Origin of the sequence: Methanobacterium sp. BRmetb2, from assembly GCA_003491285.1 — an archaeon.
Classification (GTDB): Archaea; Methanobacteriota; Methanobacteria; order Methanobacteriales; family Methanobacteriaceae; genus UBA117.
Genome location: CP022705.1, coordinates 1200062 through 1220161, shown reverse-complemented (window position 1 = coordinate 1220161; position 20100 = coordinate 1200062). Strand labels below are relative to the sequence as shown.

Below are 20100 nucleotides of genomic sequence, written 5' to 3'. Positions count from 1 at the left end.
AATAACGGTTTTATCCTGTTATTTATCGATTAAAATAGCAAATTATATATTGAATAGAATAAATAAATTAAACTGTAAATTTTTTAAATAATATCAAAGGAGGTGAAAAAATGGTTGATGTAAAAGAAATAAAATCTGTTAAAATAGTACCGTTCACATTGATGACTTCTGCAGTTTCAGCAATTCTAGCACTGATCTACGCTATAATACTCTTACTATTATCTGGTATAATCGCAGCGTTTTTACCAGCAGAAATAGGAGGTTTAGTAGCAGGTCTAGGAGTAGCATTGATAATCTTATTGCCATTAGGTAGCTTTTTACTGAATGTACTTTGGGCCTTCCTTACTGCATGGTTCTACAACCTCCTGGTTCCAAAAGTTGGAGGAATAAAACTAGGAATGGAAGGAAAAGAGATAAAAAATTTACCAGTAGTATCATTAGCACTAATAACTTCAGTTATAAACACAATATGGGCTTTCATAATAGGCCTATTATTAACAGCAGCATTCGCTCCGTTCTTAGGACTTTTAAGTTCATTACCACAAATTATAAACGCATTTGCACCAGCACTAGCCAATAACACTACAGCTATTCAAGGCATGCAAGGAGCACTTGGAGCATCAGGAGCCATAATGGCAGTTATACTAATAATAGCAGTTCCTATACTAGTATTCATACTCTCATTCATAGGTTACGCACTTACAGCAGTATTCTACAACGTGCTTATTCCAAGAGTTGGTGGAATACAACTAGAACTAGCAGCAGTACAAGAGAAATTCAGTGAAATAACCAACATACCAGCTGTTCCATTAGCATTAGCATTAGCAGTTGTAATGGCTATCTGGGGACTTATACAAGGATTGTTAAACTTAGTTACATATGCTTCCGTAGGAGATCCTGTTGGAGGAGTAGTAAGCCTAATCAGTAACATTGTAGGTTCGTTTATAGGTGCATTCATAGTTTATGCTATAACCGCATTTATCTACAACTTCTTGGCACCGAAACTTGGCGGAATACAACTAGAACTAGAATAAAAAGAATTTGGATATAAATCCAAATTTATTTTTTTATTTTCTTATTAAAATTTTTTAAAACAGATTATTGAACTAACTAATTTTGTTAATTAACTAAAAAATTGAAAATTTAATTCTGCTTTTTAATCTTCTGCATATTGTTCTGGATTCTCATCAAATGTCTTTTTACAACCCGGAGCGCAGAAATAGTATTTTTTACCTTTATATTCACTAACGAATTTAGCAGTTTTTTCATCTACTTCCATTTTACATATAGGATCTACAGCCATGATATCACCTTCTAATTGAAAAATTATGTTTTTAAAACTATTTTAATTTTCATCTGCATTCACATTTATTGGAAAAATTTCTGGTGATTCTCCTTTTTGGAGTTCGTAGTATCCGCCACATTTGTCACAGACCAGATAAGCCATATAATCAACCATTCACATCTATTTGTCGCGTGCTATCAAATTCACTGATATTTTCATAATATTTCAGTTTCCCACCACACTGACACTTATCAAAATCCTCAGGAAATTCCCCATCCTCTAATTTATAGTAACCATTACATCTTTCACAAACCAAATAACCACCATCCCGACTGCTAATTGATTTAATTTGAGATTTATAATCTCCAACAACTTTATATTCTGTGATATCTGTTTTAATTAATTTAAAATATGTTTTATAAGCGGTTACAACATTTTCTTGATTAATTCTATCATTTTTATCTTTAATGGCACTACAGGCCGCAATAAAAAGTATAAAATCTTTTTCCGCGATTGAAAACATAATATGGAAATATCCGAACATTCCTATCCTTACAAATTTCATGACTTCTTTTAGTTTATTAAATAATTGTTTACTAGCTCGATTTTCCCATTTTACACTTTTTAATTTAATAAAAAAGTTGTCTGTCGTTGAAGGTAACTCTAACATTTTATCAAATTCATCTACATTATAAGCAAGCTGTTCATCTATTCGACTATTATACAAAGTTTTAAGATCATCATAATCCAGAGGTTTGCCAAGTTTAACATAATAAACACTTTCTAAAAACAGATACATAGTGAAAAAAGTAGGAAAACATATTAAATCTGTGATTAGAGGTACGGGTAGTGGTGGCCTATCTAAATTTTTGAATCCCATTTTCTGAAATTTTGAATATAGATACCCTTCTCTAAGCAGATATTTTTCCTTTTTTGTTTTAGTTTCCGGAGCAAATTTTCCACTGCTTTGATAAAATGCATTATAAATATTTTCATAAAATCCTTCTTCATCAATACATTTTATTTCTATAATAACTGAATTTAACCCCTCAATTTCGTAACTTTCTAACTCTTTTAATAATTTACTTAATCTCTTAACATATTCATTACGTAAAGAAAACATTGAATTCCTCTTTAATTAGTTAATTATCTAATTTTATTTATCTATAAAAATTATTTCCATATTAATGATTTAAGTGGTTTAATGATTTTATCATTAATAAATTGAGATCCTTTGTTTATTATATTAGAATATGCTATTGGAGCCATTGTATCAGCAAAAGCACCTGCTATTGGAGCAAATGAACTAAAAGACATACCGGACCACCTAACAATCATCCCTATAGTTACTTCTAGTAGATCACCCCTACTCACTGCAAAAGACACCCCTAAAATGTCTAAAACGATAGCAAAAGGATTCAAAATAACAAACCAACCAAGATAAATTAAACATTCAAATAATACTGCAACTACATCCAAAAATATTCCAAATGCGAGGGAAAATAATAAGCCAATAATGGATAATACACCAAGATAATATAATAATGCCAGTAATAAAATTATGGCAACTACAATAATAACAATTAATAACCAAGTATAATCTGGAGATGTCGGAGATTCATTTTGACTTGTTGAACCATTGGATCTTCCTGAACTTTCAGATGAGCTTCCATGAGATTCCCCCCCATTATTTCCAGATGATCCTGTATCACTTGATGAACCCCCATTAGAACCATTTCCTATCCCAATTCCAGACCATTCATTTGGTGGCTTGGTAAGACCTGAAAAATCAGTGACAATAAGTGAAAGGTAAAATATTCCCTCATTTCCAGCATAATCAGTTGCTACCAACTTTATATAATGAGTTCCAATCGTGATTATGCTAGGAGCACCAAATCCATAGATCCAATAGCCATTCAAACAATTCAAATTTTGAGAAGAAGGATTATTGACAAAAATTGGAGAACCTCGCCAAGTATAGAGATCAAGTGGGTGATACGAGAACGATCCATCAAAGTACGCATAAATATTTTTCGTATCAGATGAAGACTGGGCTGTAATTTTTAATATCCTTTCCGATCCAAAATCAATGAATTTTAAAGTATTTGGATTGATAGTTCCAGTTATCACAGGTGGTGTGTTATCCACTGTAAAATTAATTGATGATGTTCTCTGATTACTTAATAAGTCTGTAGCTGTGAAATATATTGTGTAAATACCATCAGACAATGCAGGAACAACATAATCACTACTCCAATCACTACCTGAAGTTCCTTTCCACCAGTCCGACCAACTGCTTATCTTCGTCATATTATATGTTCGCCCTAAAATTGTAGCAGTAATATTTGCTGTATCATCCGGTTTGAAATAGGATCCAGTACTACCTGAAGCCTCTATTTTGAGTGTATCACCAGATCTTAAGGGATTTGGAGTAGCAGAACCTGAAATGTATGGTGGTGTGTTATCTACAGTAAAGTTAGTGGAACCATCCGCTGAAATAATGGTTCTACTATCAGGGTTTAGCCATCCTGTTCCATACAAGATTTTTATCCAGATAGTATGATCTCCATCTTCTAGTTGTGGAACCATATAATGAAGCGCCCATGATCCATTGGTTTGTTTTTCTAGATCAATAAATCCGGTTGGAGTAGATGCATATACTGTTCTAGCATCGGGACTAATATTTACATTTAAAATTAAAGAATCTCCTGATTTTAACTTTTCAGGGCTAAGTGTACTGGTTATTGTGGGTATTGTGTTTTCCACATTGAAAATGATAGTTGTTGTACCGATATTTCCAGACCAGTCTTGGGCTGTCAATAAAGCCGTGTATATTCCTTTACCTAGCCAGCTATAACTCGAAGTGGACCATGATCCATCTTCTTGCCTTGTTAAGGAGTAATTGTTATCCATTATCGTTGCAGTAGCATTAACAACATCAGAATCAACAAATGCATGGATATTAATACTGGGCCTTTCTACAAATACTCCATTTAAAAGGTTTGTATGCGTAATAATCCCTGAAATGATTGGAGATATGGTGTCTATCGGATTTAAAACAGTAAAATTAATTGGAAATGTGCTTTGATTACCTGCACTATCTAGGGCTGTCAATAAAATAATATAATTACCATTCGAAACATATGGAACAGTATATTGAAAATTCCATGTTTCATCATCTTGTTTTGTTAGATCATAAGTCTGATTAAAGATTAAAGCAGTTATACTTGATGTATCTTTGTCAGAAATGGCAGTTATGTTTATTTTATCAAATGTTTTCACTTTTTCAGGATTTATATATCCTGATACAGTTGGAGGTCCATTATCCACAGCGAAACTAAGTGAAAATGTGTTTTGATTTCCAGCATTATCAATTGCTGTTAATAAAATCAGATAAACTCCATCTTCTATATCGGGAATAGCATAATCTAAGTTCCAACTATTTTCTGATAGTTGAGATAAGTTAAATATTTCCCCAAGTATTGAAGCAGTTACAGTTACTGTATCAATACTGGTCATTGCATTAATAGAAATAAGATCCCATTTTTTTGCAGTATCGGGTGTAACATAGCCTGAAATTGTAGGTAATGTATTGTCTACAATAAAATTAAGGGTAATTTGTTCTTCGTGTCCTCCACCATTTGTCGAAGTTAATATAACATCATAAGTCCCATCAGGAATGTTGGGTACGATGTATGAAAGATACCAAATCCCGTCGGACCCTTTGTTCAAGTAATATACTTCATTAAGGATTGTGGCACTGATATTGCTCGAATCGAGAGTGTTTACCATTACTGTTATTTCATCGCCGGATTTTACTATTCGGGGAATAATTGTTCCTGTAATTGAAGAGCTAATATCTTGAGAATAAACAAAAATATCCGCACAGTAGTTACTGTCTTCCGGGATTAAATTGGTTGCATAGGAAGTGAATACTACTGAACTTCCATCTGCACTTATATAAGATGTATAACTAGCTGAATTAGCTTCATCCAACATATAAGATTTGGTTATACAATTTATAGTTTTAAATGTTTGATCATAAATGAATATGTTATAATAATTGGTTACATCAGCGAAACTGGAAAATATTTTCTCATTAGAATTAGATACTCGAGTTTGCCCTCCTTTTGTAGTTTCAAATGTTATAAAACGACCATCACCACTTATTGAAGGATTGCGAGATATGGTTTCTTCTGAGGTAAAGATGCTAACCTTCTCAGTGAACCCTGTTTCTATATCATGGACAAAAATATCATTCCATGGATTATCATCGTTTTCAACCAGGTTCCCTGCATTGGAAGTGAAAACAATATAAAGCCCATTACTACTAATTGCAGGGTTTTCACTAGTACCAGTAGCTTCTTGGCCATCACTAGATACACTTATTCTTTTTGTGATTTTTAGAATTCGATCGTAGAGGAATATATCCTGACAATTATTATTGTCTCCATCTACAAGGTTTTCTGCATAGGAGGTAAAAGCAATAAAACGTCCATCACCACTTATAGAAGGTTCATAATCTACATGTATTATGGAATTAGGAGGCATTACTTGTTCATCCCCACTACTTGAAATACTTACACGTTCTAAAGTACCTGTAATGCGGTTGCAAACAAATACATCACCCCACTCATTAGTATCATTTTCTACAAGATTACTTGCCCAAGAAGTAAATACAACATAGTTTCCATCACCACTTATAGATGGTTCACTACTGTATGAGTTGGCTTGTTCACCATTTACAGCTAGGTTAACTCTCTCTATTTGTTTAAGTAATCTATCATAGACAAATATATCCGATACGTCATTCGTATCGATTTCTACAAGATTAGTTGCATGTGATACAAACACTACAAACCGCCCATCATCACTTATTGCAGGTTTATAACTATTTCCATCGCTTTCTATGCCGGTACTGGATATGCTAACCCGTTCTGTGATGTTCAAAGTGTTATCATGGACAAATATATCATTATAACCATTATTATCATCACTCACAAGATTATCTGCATAAGAAGAAAAGACTATATAACGACCATCTACACTAATAGAAGGTTCTTCACAATTATAATTGGACTCATTACCATCAGTGGAAATACTTACCCTCTCAATAGAATTATTGGTCGCTGTAACTGTTCCACAAACTACCAATGCAAAAATAAATATTAAAATAAATATTAAAATCTGTTTTTTAAATTCTCATCCCCCCAATGAAAATACAAATCTTATTTGAGTTTATATTATATAATTGAAAAATAAGGTATTGATAAATTCTCCACTTTCATTAATTATAGCCCACCTTACATATTAATTATAATACAAAATTATAATAAGAAATCTGATATTTGTATGTATAAAAATTACTATTTTATTCTTAGAATACCATACAAAAATTAAATAAAATAAAGCATTTAAATTGAATATACTTGAATATACTGAATTTTTTATTGAATTTAGGATTTTAAATTCTGTAATTTCTAAAAATAAGTTTTTTACAAAAATTATATCTAATAACTAACTTGAATGTTATAAACAAATGAGTGATATGCATGATTATTTTTTTATTAAAATTAAGTAATAAAAATGTTTTAAATCTACAATAAGATTAAATTTAATTAAAACTTAAAAAGAATCTGAAAGATTTAAAAAAAACTAAAAAATGAAATTTTTTTATATCTTAAAAAATTCTGGAGATCTTTTAGCTACTTTTTAACACTCGTCTTAGAGTATTATGTGAAAATTATATTAAGAAATTAGTTTCCTATATAACTAACCAATTGAAATGTAGCTCCCCTACAATTATTTCTATAACCATTATTTTTAACAAACCCACAATCCAAAACATTAATGCTTTTTATTTTCCACGACTTTTAATCTCTTTCGAGCTTCAGGAACATATCCTTTCAACATCAAAGATAGGGAAACCACAGTAACTGAACTTAGAGCCATGGCCAGACCAGCGTATTCTGGTCGGAACGTGATTCCAAAGGTAGGATATAAAACTCCAGCAGCAACCGGGATCAAAATAGCGTTGTAAGCAAATGCCCAGAATATATTAAGTTTTATTCGACCCATAACCTTTCTTGAAAGCTGAACAGATGCAGCAGCGTCAATTGGTTCATCATTAATTAGTACCACATCTCCACTTTCAATTGCTACGTCAGTTCCACTACCAATAGCAATCCCTACATCGGCCTGGGCCAGTGCAGGAGCATCATTTATACCATCCCCTATAAAAGCCACCATTTTCCCTTCACTCTGTAGTTTAGATACTTCCTGTGCCTTTACTTCAGGTAAAACCTGAGCCCGGACCTCGCTAATACCAATCTGTTGGGCCACTGCCTCTGCAGTCTTCTGGTTATCCCCGGTTATCATAACTGTTTTAAGACCCATCTTCTCTATTTCCTGCACTGCCAGAGCTGTGGTTTCTTTGACTGTATCCGCCACTGCAATAATGCCTATGATTTCATCCTTTAAGCCAATCAAAATAGTGGTTTTGCCTTCACCTTCCAGGCGTGATAGATTTTCCTCCGCTTCTTCATTCAATTCCAGGCCCTGGTCTTTGAAAATGGCCCGGTTACCAATGATAATATTCCTGCCATCTGCCTGTGCGGTAACTCCTTTACCTCCAATAGTGTCAAATTTTGAAACATTCACCAGTTCTATATCATATTCTTGAGCTTTAATTGAAACAGCCTCAGCAATAGGGTGCTGTGAATTTTTCTCCACACTGGCAGCCCATTTTAGAACTTCCTCAGTATAACTGTGGAAACTCACAATATCTGTTACCTGGGGCTGGCCCTGGGTTAGGGTCCCAGTTTTGTCAAAAAGAATCTCTGAAATCTTTTCTGATATCTCAAGTGCTTCCCCATTTTTGATTAAAATTCCAAGCTCTGCACCCCTACCAATTCCAACTGTAACTGCAGTGGGTGTAGCTAAACCCAAAGCACACGGGCAGGCCACTACTAAAATAGAAATTAGTACTGTAAGTCCAAAAAGAAGTGTAGAACCTAAAAGGAGATACCATACAGCAAAGGCAACTATAGCGATGGTCAGTACTGTTGGTATGAAGTAAGTAACTGCCTTATCCGCAATTCTTTGTACTGGGGGTTTGGATCCCTGGGCCTCATCCACCAGTTTTATAATCTGGGATAAAACCGTGTCTTTACCTACTCTACTGGTTTTAAATATTAAGACTCCATTTTTATTTAAAGTGCCGCCCACAACTTCGTTTCCATTTTCTTTAAATGCAGGTATGGGTTCGCCGGTTATCATGGATTCATCCACGTAACTTTCTCCAGAGACAACTACACCATCTGCAGGGATCTTTTCACCAGGCCGTACCCGTATTAGATCACCAACCTGCACATCCTGGATGGGGATTTCAGTTTCACTGTCATCTTGGACTACCACTGCTGTCTGGGGTTGCAGACCAATGAGTTTTTTAATTGCCGTGGAAGTTCTTCCCTTAGCTCGAGTTTCTAAGTATCGTCCCAGGGTTAAAAATGCCGCTAACATGAGCGCGGTCTCATAAAACATGAACTGAGGGGTTAAAATAATGTTAAAAGTTCCCAGAAGACTGGCCACAAAAGCCACCCCAATACCCATAGAATACATCACATCCATATCCAGGGTCCGGTTCAAAAGGGCCCGGGCAGCCGCAGTGAAAATGGGGTAACTCACATAGATGAAAGGAATAATGGAAACTGCCAACATAAAATAGGGCATATAGAAAGGAGCTGGTATGCCCAGAAGCATCATGGCCATTAATGGCAGTGAAAATCCGAAACCTACTATGATTCGATTTCTTTTTGATTTTAAATCTTTTTGGCGCAATTCTTCTTCAATGTCTTCAGATACTTCTCCTTCTAAACCTAAAAATTGGTAACCTAAATTTTCTACTGCATTCTTCATATCCTCAATAGTAACTAAATTAGGATTGTAATTAACATATGCTTTTTCAGCGGCCAAATTCACATTTACGCTGCTAATACCATCTAAATTATTTAAAACGTCTTCTATTGCTTTAACACACATGGCGCAGGTCATACCCCCAATTTTTAGGGTCGCTTTTTCATTTATAACCATGTAACCTGCTTTTTCTACTGCTTTTTCTAATTGATTGAGTTCTAATTTTTCTGGATCATATTTAACATTGGCTTTTTCTGTACCAAAATTTACTTGGGCCTCATCAACACCATCCAAATCATTTAATGATTTTTCAATATTAATTGCACAAGAAGCACAACCCATACCTGCAATTTTAATTTCAGCCTCTTTTTTAGGTTTTTCTGACATTCAGAACCTCCACCAATTTAAAATTAAGAATTACACAATTCATATTATTTTAATAGATTAATAATTTAAAATAACATGTTATATCTGATTTTTTACTATTTCTCCATTTTTCATTACCATAACAATGTTATCTGGATTTCCTAATGATTTAATATCAGTTAAAGGATCTTTCCTACTTATAACAATATCTGCTAATTTACCTACCTCTAGAGTTCCAAGATCCTTTTCCCATCCCATGCACTTTGCAGCGTTCTTGGTTCCGGCCATTATTGCCTCTGTAGGAGTCATTCCTATTTCACATAGGAGTTCCAGTTCCGTTAAATTATTTCCATGAGGAGCAATTCCACAATCTGTGCCCATAACTATCTTAACACCGGCTTGATATGCCTTTTTAATATTATCTCGATGAATATCTACAATCTCCACTGCCTCATTAATCCACTCAGGTAAATTTTTTGAAGTTGAACTAGCTAAATCACCGTTATAATGTATAACATAAAGTGTAGGTATAAGATAGGTTTCATTAGAAAGCATTAGTTGAATACATTCATCATTAAGGTACGTTCCATGTTCTATAGAATGTACACCTGCTTTTATGGCATTTTTTATTCCTTGGGTGCCATGGGCATGGGCCATTACTTTAATACCTTCCCTATATTTTCCTTCTTCAACCATCACTTTCAGCTCTTCCTCAGTAAACTGGGTGTACTCTGCTTTATCATTGGGGCTTATAACCCCTCCAGTGGTCATAACTTTTATAACATCTGCTCCAGCCCTTAAAACTTCCCTTACCTTCTTTCGAACCTCTTCAACACCGTCACATCGGCAATCTGGAAATCCAGGGTATTTAATAGTAGCATCAATTCCGGAATTAAGCAGGAGATCGAAGTGCCCGCCAGTTATGGATAGGGAGTTGACACTTATCTGCATTCTAGGGCCTTTAATTAAATTCTGTTCTACGGCCATTTTCAAACCAATATCTGCCAGTCCTGCATCTCTAACCGTGGTAACACCAGCATTTAGTGTTAATTGCATGTTCTGAACTGCTTTGTAAAAATAGAGTGAAAGGGGAGTTTTCATTATCTTGTTGATATCGAAGCCGTCTAACATTAAATGGACATGGACATCAATAAACCCAGGGAGTATAAAACCTTTTTTAGCATCTATTTTATTAATATCATCATCTGGCAGTTTAATTGAATCTTCTTTATCAATTTGAATTATTCTATTATCTTTTAATAAAATAGCGGCTTCTTTTAAAGGTTTGCTGCTGTTACCATCCAGAATTGTTCCGTTATAAATGAGTGAATATGCCATTTTGTTCCCCATCCTTTCTATAATATAATATAAACTTCATTTATAATTTCAATATTCAACATCATTAAGATTACTGTTATGAATGTCATAGACAAAAAAATAAAATTTAAATAATTACCTTGGAGATATATATTAAAAGAATTAAATGGGGGATGAGTATGAAATTATTAGAAGATGCTAAAGGACAGGGATCAGCAGAATATATACTTCTTTTTGGGGCATTAATTGTGATTGCTATAGCGGCCCTTATAATATACAGCTCTTATTTCACTTCTACAAATATTAGTTCTAAAGAAGATATTAAAATTATTAGAAATAATAGCACTGGCGGAGGTTCCACTCCAAATAATGGAACTACACCATCAATACCTTAAATTTTTTAACTTTTTTCTTAAAAAAGTCTTTTTTTAAATTTTATTTATCTATTTTATTTTTATTACCTTTTTTAAATCCCATTAATAAAATAAAAGCAATTAATGCACCTATTATATTCATGGTAAGATCCTGCATAGTATCTTGATATAATAAAGCTAGATATGGTTTATTAGTATAAAAAAAGTAATATCCTATTAATTCGTAAGAAAGACAAAAAAAGCTTACCAAAGGCACAAATGAAATTATCTGTTCTTTTTTATTTAATTTTCGCAGAATATCAACTATAAAAGGCAGTAATATAACCCCTATTGCAATACCTGCCAGTAAATGTTCAAATCCATTACAACAAGCAATATAATTTAATGTATTGAATTCTTGAGGAATATAATATTTGTTGAAAATTTTTAAACTCGTCTCAATAATTGGAAAAAAGAATATTACAAAAATAAAGATTTTATATTGCCTATTATCAAGTTTTTTTTCCAGATTATAACTTAAAATTAATAAAACTACACTAAATCCTAAAATAAGCTTTAAAGAGAGGAAGTCCAAATAGAAAGATAAAAACATTAGAACAAAGAAAAGTAGGAAAAGTAGTAAGTAAATGACTTTTTTATTATTTAATTTAATAGCAATCCCTCTTCTTAGTTTATGATGTTACTTTTAAAAATTCATTTCCTATTCTAAAATATTTATGTTATGTTTAGAGATTTAAGAAGAAAAAATATAATATTCAAAAATCATAATAAAAACTGTAAAAATATAGGGAGGTGACAAAAATGGGTGATATTAAAGAAATTAAATCTGTCCCAGTCGTATCTTTTGCATTGATCACAGGGGCTGTATTAGCAGTAATCACCTTAATAATGGGTGTTATAATGACCATATTCACTGCTTCTATATTAGCCATGATCCCCGCAGATACAGCCAATGTTGCTGGTTTCAGCGGAGCATTTTCAGCAGTTTTCTTCATCATTGTGTGGCCTATAATGGCATTTATAGGTGGATTTATAATGTATGCAATCGTTGCACTTGTATACAACTTACTTGCTCCACGAATCGGCGGAATCAAACTGGAACTGGAATAAAAAAAACTTAATTTTTTATTTTTTATATTATTAGTAAAAATTTCAATAAAGGGGTGATTATTATTATTAACTGGGGAGCAGTGATTGTTGGATTCTTTTTGTCAATAATACTAGGTGCCATATTTGGAGCATTCGGCGGACCATTCGGCGGACTTCTGGGAATTTTCATTGCCGGTATGATTGTTGGTTACATGGTAAATGAAGATGCTATGAACGGCGCAACTAACGGAGCACTAGCCGGAGCAATTGGTGCCATAATAATAGGAATATTATTATTAATATTCGGAACTCTGCTTCTAGGTATTATTGGATTTGCTGTAGCCAGCTTAACCGCCTTAGTACTGCTGATAAGCACCATTGGTGTTGTCATTGTTATGGCAGTTGGTGGAGCAATTGGTGCTATGGTGAAAGGAAAAGCCTGATTCAAAGAATACATCAAATTTTATTAATTAATTTATTTAATTTAATAATTTATTTTTTAATATTACGAAGTTAAAAATAGGCTTCTTTCCATTTAAGGTTTATCTTTTTCGAGAGAAAAAAAGAAAAAAATATTAGGGATATACACTAATATATAATATGTTAAAACTTGAAGGGAGGTGAAAAGCATGGTAGAAGTACAATGGAAACCGGTCATTATAGGCTTCATATTAGCAATTATATTAGGAATTATTTTAGGAGCAATCGCTGGAAGTTGGGGATCATATATAGGATACCTGTTAGCGACTATCTATGTTGGTTACAGTGTTGGCGGAGACTATATGAATGGTGCTATCCACGGAGCTCTTGTGGGAATAATTGGTGGAATAATTGGTGGAATAATCCTAATTATTGGACTTGGAGCTCTCATGGGAGCTGCGGGTGCTGCTCTCGGTTTAGTGGCTATTATCATAAGTATAATAATTTCTGCAATTATTGGAGCCATAGGTGGAGCTATAGGAGTCTTAATAAAAGGAGAAGCCTAATAAGCCCTATTACAATTTTTTTATTTTTTTTACTTTTTTTATTTTTAAAAAATCAGAAAATTATTTTAACTTAATTAAAGAATACTGAAATAATGATTTTAAAAGGTTGACCAATATTAAATAAGGTGATTAAATGACTGACTGGAAAGCTATTGGAATTGGAGCAATAATAACTGCTGTATTTACAATTATCCTTGTTTTAGCCTTTTTCCCATTATTTTTCCTGGGACCTCTGGCCGGGGGATTCATAACCATCTACTTTATAAAGGAAGGAGAACTCGAAGGAATCAAAAATGGAGCCCTTGCAGGAGTAATTGGCGGATTAATAATAGGTTTCATATCATTTATAGGTTTTGGAGCCATAAGTGCCATAATATCCCTATTCTTAGCTCAAGTAGGAATAGTAGTTGGAACTATAGGACTTATAATTGGTGTAGTTATAACTATAATAGCTGTACTGATCTGTGGAGTTCTGGGAGCTGTTGGTGGAGCAATAGGAGAATCAGCCAAAAAAAATGAGGAATTTTAATTCAATAATTTTATAAAGCACTCATCAGCATTAACCTCAATCGTATCTCCATTTTTCAGCATATTTAAAATATCTGCAGCCGGCTGGTGAACCATAGGTATTCCCGCCATTATAGCGCCGGTTGCAATTATGGGTTCGGCTTTAATGGAGATAATAGCTAATGGGGCTGTTTTATTTTTAGCCATCTGGAATATCACATAGGATCCCACAGTGGAACCTTTACCAGATGGTATGACCAGTATCTTGTCTGTTATGCTTTCACCATAGAGTTCGTGCCCAGAATCTATAACAATCCCAGTTTTAGGATTCACTCCCCCTAAAAAACTTATTGAATCTTTAGTAACAACAACTTCACCCTTGGCCTGGCCTTTAGAAATTTTTTTACATTTAACAGTTTTAAAAGACTCTTTCATCAAATTACCTCATATAACTTTCAAATAGTATTAAATCATAATTTTGAAGATGGTATTATATTACCTCATTTTTCATTATTTCACGCAGCACTGCTGTGGCATAGCACCCTTTAGGAATGGAAAACTCTGTTAACACACCTTCCTCGGTTGGAATAGCAGATGCATCCCAAATTTTAAATCGGATGGATCTTCTAAGTCCATGACTCCCCAATTTTGGCATTTTAGGAACTTCAAAATCATTTTTTGATATATTTTCTGAATTTAAAATTCTTTCCTCGATCTTTCCAATCTTTCCACCTGCGAAAGGAACTTTGCTTCCAAAAAGGGGAGCAGTTGGATGTACCTGGAAATTTTTGATCATTTCGTTTACTTCTTCTTTTTTAAACTCATGAACCAGGTGTTCCTCATTATCTATTAGTATGTCACCTTCGACATATTTATTGATGTTCAGCTTGGCTCTTTCACTTACTGCCTGGTTAAATAGGTAAGATTGGTAAGCATGTACAAACATTCTCTTAAGTGGCTTGGGTAAACTCTCTATAGCTCTTTTATAGGAGGTTTCATCTAATTCTGTTTTCTTTTTAATTTCTTTTAATAAGGTGCGGAGCATCATACGTTCATAGCGCATATTTGAGGGCATCTCTTCGTAAGACCCCTCCAAATCTCCATGGTCATATAACATTCGTGCATTTTGGATGTAGTCTGGTTCACTATTGTATGGATTTCCAATGTATGAATCCACGGTTTTTTTTAAATCATTTTCAATAAGTGCCCTTCCCACCAGATGGGTGTTGGTCCGGGGAAAACCAAATCTCTGCCATCCATAATAGTTGGGTACGCCGGTTTCCAGGAGCTGGGAAAAAACATTATTAGCAGTTTCAGTTGCTGTTCCAGTATCATTTATATCACGTATTAAAATACGGAATTTGTTGCCTATAAGCTGTCCAATCCTTAATTTTTTTTCGTTAGGCATTATGGAGATTATTTTAACCTTGTGAAGCTTTTCTTCTAGTTCCAATATTTCCTCTGGATCAATGTTACTAACACATATCCATTGGCGAGTAACTGCTTTTTTATCTTTCATTCCGGCAAAGCCCATCCGTTTACGACTAATATGTAAAATGTGGGCGATGTCCAGTACAACATCAAGGGTATTTCTTCCCACTTTCTCTATGAAAAGCCATGTATTTGGCCCTTTTCCACTGGGAAGTGTTTCCGGTATTTCTTCAACGTAAAAATCTTCGTAAGTAGTTCTTATCTTTCCCCCAATTCCTTCATCATCAGTAATATATGTTTCAGCGTTTAACATTTATCTTCTCCGTTAATTTAAAAATTGTTCAGTTTTTGATTTATTATCTGCGGTCAACTATGCGTTTCGGTCTTCCTTTAATCTTGTAGAACTCCAGTTCTCCAGGCTTGGTGAAATTAAATATGAGGTTCAGTATGTCCTCAAAGTAGGCCTCGGCCAGAATTGGTTTATATTTAAAGAATGATTTAATGAAATTTTCTTTTACCAGTTCCTCTTCGCAGTGGTCTATATCCTGGCATTCCATACTCACTCTCATGGTAACTTCGCCCTCATCTTCATCCCCATAGAGAAATGTTTCGTATTCTCCAGTCACGTATTCCATGTTTTCACGCTGAAATACTGCAGCTTCCACATCTACTCGGTTAAAAGGTGAACCTGCAATCCAGTATGTCTCTGCTTCTCTTTGTGGATTCATAATCCTCATGTGGGTTCTGCCACATGGACACTTCTCACGAGATACAACCACAGTGGTATCTTCAGTATCATAATTCAATAGAAGTGTTCCAGATCTACCCCCCACCGGCAGTAAAGTGGTTAAAACCAGTCTTCCACATTCATCATCACCCACAAAATCTTTAAGCTGTGGATCGTACACATCAAGATGGACCAGATCTTCAGGGACATGTAAACCTACCTTTTTGTGGCATTCTCCACACATAGTTCCTTCGGTACTCCCATAGGTATTATAAACATCCACATCCCATAATTCTTCCACGTATGCCCGAGATTCTTGGGCAAAACTTTCTCCCCCTGCTATGAGGCGTTTTATACTGGATTCCTCTGGATTTAATCCTTCTTTTTTCATTCTTCGTGCCAACCTTATTAGTTTAAATACGCTGGCTACTATTCCCGTGGGCTCATAGTTTTCCATTATACGCACCGGAAATGTGCATCGACCTTCGGGGATTATGGCCATCCCAATTTTCTGGGCAGCTAAGGTCATGGTGTTAGCCCCCACATTCATTCCATAGGATGCACATACTACCACCCTATCCCCTCTTGTGAAATTCTGGGAAACAAAGGATCGAGCGTACTTTTCAGCATACCGATTCCAGTCTTCCCAGGTTAAGAAAAATGATTTGGGCATTCCACTGGTTCCACTGGTCTCGTGAATAGTGAATATATTCTCCCAGTCCGTGCATTTAAATTCAAATTCTTGGGCTTCAGGGGGCTGTCTTTCTCTTATAGTGTTACCAGTTATTATGGGTAGTTCTCTTAGATCATCGTGGGTTCTAATATCTGATAGTTTAATTTTATTCTTTTCAAACCACTTCCGATAAAATGGTGAATTTTCATAGGCATACTTTACCGTGTATTTTATCCTTTCTTCTACCAATGCGTCAAGTTGGTCACGACCCATGGTTTCTATTTCCTCTTTAAAATAGGAATTCATAATTATCCCCCTTCTAATTTTTAAATAATTCCTATGTTATTATTTTTATTAAACATTCAATAAAAAGTTGGCTTTAGAATTTATCTATTAAAATATTAAGTTATCCTTAAAAATTTATAAAAACTCTTAATAGCAATCTTATTGATTTAAGTTATTATAAAAAAAACTAGCAGATGCCTACAGCCTTTAAATTAAGTTTATTATATGATTAATGCCCTGACCGGGACTTGAACCCGGGGAATAGGATCCGCAATCCTACGTGTTATCCGCTACACTATCAGGGCTATCTCATCTGAGAAAATAGAATATACAACCATAATTAAGAACATTAACAATCGAAAAAGGACTCTATAAAAGGATATGGATGTAAGTTCAATTGTACTATACTTTTTCGTATGGTATAACTAATAAAAATTTCTTTCTATTTAAATTTAATTAGTAAAAAAATAAAGGTTTCATAAAGTCTTTATCATTTTCTTAATATTACAAACCATTAAACCTAGTTGAACAATAGCAAATATATTTGTAATGTTGTTAATGAAAATCCAAGACCTGCACCAGCCAGCACTTGATAAAATGTGTGTCTTTTCAGGTGGTATCTGCTCCACATTATTAAAGGAATTATTAAACTAAATATGATCCCCCAATAACCAAATACATATATCAAAGCAGGTGCTGGTCCTGAGATTCCCATGACATGAATACTGATCTTCCAGTAAAAGTTGATTAATAGTACAACTACTGTGTTAAAGAGGTAGCAAAACATTAGAACCGTTATGATAGATGGTGCTTTAAAAGCATACAAGACAACAGTTCCCACCATATAAGATAATATAACCATTAAAAGGGGATAAATTCTGTCAGATTTATTTGGCATATCCATTTCCACTTTTTTATGATATATCCATATAATTGAGATTATACTGGGCAGTATTGCTGCAAAAAATACGCTCAAAATAGAGTAAAAAATGAAGTCATTCCAATCCAATAGAACATAATTAATCAAAATAAATATGGGAATGGCTACCAATGGTGCGCTGGCAACCAAAGAAACCAGTTCGGCAAAATAATCTTTATACTCCTTTCTAATTAAATATTCCATATTCAAAACCTTAAAATAGCTGTTTTATCTTATATTATGATCTAATCCCATATATACAGTTTAAATATATATTCACCACAAGTTCTGCTGGCTGAAGAAATATTATCTGCATTATTCATATCTGCATTTGAAGCAAGTGGGGTACCATTTAATTTATTTATTTCAATTAAATTGTAATTGCTTCCAGATAATGTTTTATCTAAAAATTCACTGGCTATCTGGCCAGCATCATCCATTCCCGACCTTTGATTACCATTTTTTATAAGCTGGTCAGCCATAAGTTCCAGTACTGTCTTATTAGTGGAAATATTTTTATAAGTGGCCATTAACTCCATGGCGTCCTGGGCATTTTTAGCCATTACCACTTGCTGTATAAAGGAACCAGATTTATCACCACTGATATTGGTAACTGTAGCCAAAAGAATGAAAACCACAATCAAAGCAAGTATAGCATCTGAAGAGACTATTAATCCTTTATTATCCATATGATATACCTTCTAGTTAGAATAAATTAGATAACTACTTGTAATACATTTTAAAACTCTGTAATTCAATTAATACTGCTTTTTTATGGCTTCAACAATTTTATCCTTCTTTTTAATTGCAGCTAGGGCAGATTCTTCAACTTTTTGTTTCATTAACTCGAAATCATCAGGTTGCGTATCCCCTACTATCTTTTTTATCTTTGTGTAAGCTGCTTCTCTAAACAAGGGTTTTAACTCTTCTTCAACATCATCCTTAACTAGTTTAGATATTCCAGTTTCATCCACAAACCCTATTTCAGATATAGGTACACCCACATCATTTATTACCTTTTTAACATCATCAGATACTTCTCCAGGTACAATTATCATTAAAGAATCTACAGAAACGCCTAATGGATCTATGTCCAGTTTTTCCAGCATTTGAAGTACTCTAGGGTTTATCATTTTACGGATTTTGTCATGATAAAATGTTAACCCCAGGCCCGTAGTTCTTGAAATTTCGTGAGCATCTCCCCTGAGTCCTCCGTTGGTAACATCCGTCATGGCATGTACCTCTGGAAGTAATCCTGATCCAAAAATAGCTTCAGAAGCCTTTATAAAGTTAATGTCCAGGGTTTCCCATACCACGTCAAACATTCCATGATACAGTGCTGTGGTGGTAATGGTACCTCCACCAGAACCTTCAGTTAAAAGTATTACATCACCGACTTCTGCTCTTTTTCTTGCAGTTGGCGGATACTCGGAAACTCCAATTGCCCCCACTGCACTCACCAATCGATCACCCAGGACCATATCTCCTCCTATCCGAAGGGTGCTGCCCGCAACCAGTGGAACATCCACTAGTTCTGATACGGCACAAACTCCTGCAGTAAAGTCAAAAAGTTTTCCCACATCCCCATCATCTGCCAAGTGCAGATCACTAATAACTGCCACTGGATCGGAACCCATTACACATACATCCCTTAAAGCCGCCCTTGCAACATGAAAACCTCCTAAAAATGGATATTCACTTAAACGGGAATGTATTCCATCAACTGCTGTGGTTACATAAACTTCTTTAGAGTCAACCTGTGTTTGAACTACTCCTCCGTCATCTTGTGCTGTGGGATTAATAAATGAATTTATTTTTGTACTGGACACTATATCTGCAATTTTTCTGTGAACAAAAAAATCTCCTTCACCCCGAGAACCTACTCCTATTTCTCCCATCCCAATTTCAGAATGGGGATAACCTATAAGTTCTCTTAAAAATGCGTCATCATGATCAGAAATAGTAAGAGTATTTTGAACTTCTTCAATCACAGCTTCGGCCATTTTTTGAGCATTTTCCGGGCTTATACTCTTATATTCAAGTATTTTTTCTGTTAAATTCTGTTTTACTGATTTTTCGCTGTATTTTTTAATATTTCGCCTTACAAAGCCCTCTATATCCATAAAATCACCATTATTATGTTTTCATTAAATTCCATGGTTTTTTACAATTTGAATCCCATTACAATTCAATTATTTGGTACTCTTAAGTGTGGTCCAGTTATGAC

18 protein-coding genes and 1 tRNA gene are annotated in these 20100 nt (G+C 34.3%); 6 read left to right on the top strand and 13 right to left on the bottom strand.

The window, feature by feature from the left end:
* Positions 1-110: 110 nt before the first annotated feature.
* A complete protein-coding gene (locus tag CIT01_06105; protein ID AXV37801.1) occupies positions 111-1034 on the top strand; it encodes a hypothetical protein in 924 nt (307 codons plus the stop codon).
* 122 nt (positions 1035-1156) lie between these two features.
* On the opposite strand, the gene CIT01_06100 is transcribed toward CIT01_06105, so the two are convergent.
* From CIT01_06100 to CIT01_06080, 5 genes are all read right to left on the bottom strand, one after another.
* A complete protein-coding gene (locus CIT01_06100) occupies positions 1157-1303 on the bottom strand; it encodes a YHS domain-containing protein (protein ID AXV37800.1) in 147 nt (48 codons plus the stop codon).
* 148 nt (positions 1304-1451) lie between these two features.
* Positions 1452-2408: a hypothetical protein gene (locus tag CIT01_06095; GenBank protein ID AXV37799.1), complete on the bottom strand. Its 957-nt coding sequence runs from the start codon at positions 2406-2408 to the stop codon at positions 1452-1454.
* Positions 2409-2458: 50 nt separating this feature from the next.
* Positions 2459-6439: a hypothetical protein gene (locus CIT01_06090; GenBank protein ID AXV37798.1), complete on the bottom strand. Its 3981-nt coding sequence runs from the start codon at positions 6437-6439 to the stop codon at positions 2459-2461.
* A 693-nt stretch (positions 6440-7132) separates the two neighbouring features.
* Positions 7133-9586, bottom strand: a complete 2454-nt coding sequence (locus tag CIT01_06085) for a copper-translocating P-type ATPase (GenBank protein AXV37797.1) — start codon at positions 9584-9586, stop codon at positions 7133-7135.
* 78 nt (positions 9587-9664) lie between these two features.
* Positions 9665-10903: an aryldialkylphosphatase gene (locus CIT01_06080; protein ID AXV37796.1), complete on the bottom strand. Its 1239-nt coding sequence runs from the start codon at positions 10901-10903 to the stop codon at positions 9665-9667.
* 158 nt (positions 10904-11061) lie between these two features.
* Between CIT01_06080 and CIT01_06075 the strand changes: the two genes are divergently transcribed.
* Positions 11062-11277 carry a class III signal peptide-containing protein gene (locus tag CIT01_06075; protein ID AXV37795.1) on the top strand — a complete coding sequence of 72 codons (216 nt, stop codon included), beginning with the start codon at positions 11062-11064 and terminating at the stop codon, positions 11275-11277.
* Between the two features lie 40 nt (positions 11278-11317).
* On the opposite strand, the gene CIT01_06070 is transcribed toward CIT01_06075, so the two are convergent.
* The gene (locus tag CIT01_06070; protein ID AXV37794.1) at positions 11318-11830 is read right to left on the bottom strand and encodes a hypothetical protein; all 513 of its coding nucleotides are present in this window, start codon (positions 11828-11830) and stop codon (positions 11318-11320) included.
* 227 nt (positions 11831-12057) lie between these two features.
* On the opposite strand from CIT01_06070, the gene CIT01_06065 reads away from it, so the two are divergent.
* From CIT01_06065 to CIT01_06050, 4 genes are all read left to right on the top strand, one after another.
* Entirely contained in the window at positions 12058-12366 is a 309-nt protein-coding gene (locus tag CIT01_06065) for a hypothetical protein (protein ID AXV37793.1), read from the top strand.
* Between the two features lie 59 nt (positions 12367-12425).
* Positions 12426-12788 (top strand): hypothetical protein, encoded by a 363-nt coding sequence (locus CIT01_06060; protein AXV38742.1) that lies wholly within the window; start codon positions 12426-12428, stop codon positions 12786-12788.
* Positions 12789-12974: 186 nt separating this feature from the next.
* Complete coding sequence (locus CIT01_06055; protein ID AXV37792.1) at positions 12975-13331, top strand: hypothetical protein; 357 nt, start codon at positions 12975-12977, stop codon at positions 13329-13331.
* 133 nt (positions 13332-13464) lie between these two features.
* Positions 13465-13860 (top strand): hypothetical protein, encoded by a 396-nt coding sequence (locus CIT01_06050; protein AXV37791.1) that lies wholly within the window; start codon positions 13465-13467, stop codon positions 13858-13860.
* Here CIT01_06050 and CIT01_06045 read toward each other — a convergent pair.
* The 7 genes from CIT01_06045 to CIT01_06015 all read right to left on the bottom strand — a co-directional run bounded on the left by CIT01_06045 (position 13857) and on the right by CIT01_06015 (position 19996).
* Entirely contained in the window at positions 13857-14273 is a 417-nt protein-coding gene (locus tag CIT01_06045) for a hypothetical protein (GenBank protein AXV37790.1), read from the bottom strand. The genes CIT01_06050 and CIT01_06045 overlap by 4 nt on opposite strands.
* A gap of 55 nt (positions 14274-14328) precedes the next feature.
* A complete protein-coding gene (locus CIT01_06040) occupies positions 14329-15582 on the bottom strand; it encodes a tRNA pseudouridine(13) synthase TruD (protein AXV37789.1) in 1254 nt (417 codons plus the stop codon).
* Positions 15583-15625: 43 nt separating this feature from the next.
* Positions 15626-16975: a coenzyme F390 synthetase gene (ftsA, locus tag CIT01_06035; GenBank protein ID AXV37788.1), complete on the bottom strand. Its 1350-nt coding sequence runs from the start codon at positions 16973-16975 to the stop codon at positions 15626-15628.
* A 212-nt stretch (positions 16976-17187) separates the two neighbouring features.
* Positions 17188-17259, bottom strand: a tRNA-Arg gene (locus CIT01_06030).
* Positions 17260-17474: 215 nt separating this feature from the next.
* Positions 17475-18077: a phosphoesterase PA-phosphatase gene (locus CIT01_06025; GenBank protein ID AXV37787.1), complete on the bottom strand. Its 603-nt coding sequence runs from the start codon at positions 18075-18077 to the stop codon at positions 17475-17477.
* Positions 18078-18118: 41 nt separating this feature from the next.
* Positions 18119-18562 (bottom strand): hypothetical protein, encoded by a 444-nt coding sequence (locus CIT01_06020; GenBank protein ID AXV37786.1) that lies wholly within the window; start codon positions 18560-18562, stop codon positions 18119-18121.
* A 69-nt stretch (positions 18563-18631) separates the two neighbouring features.
* Positions 18632-19996 carry a hypothetical protein gene (locus tag CIT01_06015; GenBank protein ID AXV37785.1) on the bottom strand — a complete coding sequence of 455 codons (1365 nt, stop codon included), beginning with the start codon at positions 19994-19996 and terminating at the stop codon, positions 18632-18634.
* Positions 19997-20100: the final 104 nt, after the last annotated feature.

Coding starts and splice junctions, on each gene's coding strand:
- CIT01_06105 (AXV37801.1), top strand. CDS start 111: ATGGTTGATGTAAAAGAAATAAAATCTGTTAAAATAGTACCGTTCACA.
- CIT01_06100 (AXV37800.1), bottom strand. CDS start 1,303: ATGGCTGTAGATCCTATATGTAAAATGGAAGTAGATGAAAAAACTGCT.
- CIT01_06095 (AXV37799.1), bottom strand. CDS start 2,408: ATGTTTTCTTTACGTAATGAATATGTTAAGAGATTAAGTAAATTATTA.
- CIT01_06085 (AXV37797.1), bottom strand. CDS start 9,586: ATGTCAGAAAAACCTAAAAAAGAGGCTGAAATTAAAATTGCAGGTATG.
- CIT01_06080 (AXV37796.1), bottom strand. CDS start 10,903: ATGGCATATTCACTCATTTATAACGGAACAATTCTGGATGGTAACAGC.
- CIT01_06075 (AXV37795.1), top strand. CDS start 11,062: ATGAAATTATTAGAAGATGCTAAAGGACAGGGATCAGCAGAATATATA.
- CIT01_06065 (AXV37793.1), top strand. CDS start 12,058: ATGGGTGATATTAAAGAAATTAAATCTGTCCCAGTCGTATCTTTTGCA.
- CIT01_06055 (AXV37792.1), top strand. CDS start 12,975: ATGGTAGAAGTACAATGGAAACCGGTCATTATAGGCTTCATATTAGCA.
- CIT01_06050 (AXV37791.1), top strand. CDS start 13,465: ATGACTGACTGGAAAGCTATTGGAATTGGAGCAATAATAACTGCTGTA.
- CIT01_06045 (AXV37790.1), bottom strand. CDS start 14,273: ATGAAAGAGTCTTTTAAAACTGTTAAATGTAAAAAAATTTCTAAAGGC.
- CIT01_06040 (AXV37789.1), bottom strand. CDS start 15,582: ATGTTAAACGCTGAAACATATATTACTGATGATGAAGGAATTGGGGGA.
- ftsA (AXV37788.1), bottom strand. CDS start 16,975: ATGAATTCCTATTTTAAAGAGGAAATAGAAACCATGGGTCGTGACCAA.
- CIT01_06025 (AXV37787.1), bottom strand. CDS start 18,077: ATGGAATATTTAATTAGAAAGGAGTATAAAGATTATTTTGCCGAACTG.
- CIT01_06020 (AXV37786.1), bottom strand. CDS start 18,562: ATGGATAATAAAGGATTAATAGTCTCTTCAGATGCTATACTTGCTTTG.
- CIT01_06015 (AXV37785.1), bottom strand. CDS start 19,996: ATGGATATAGAGGGCTTTGTAAGGCGAAATATTAAAAAATACAGCGAA.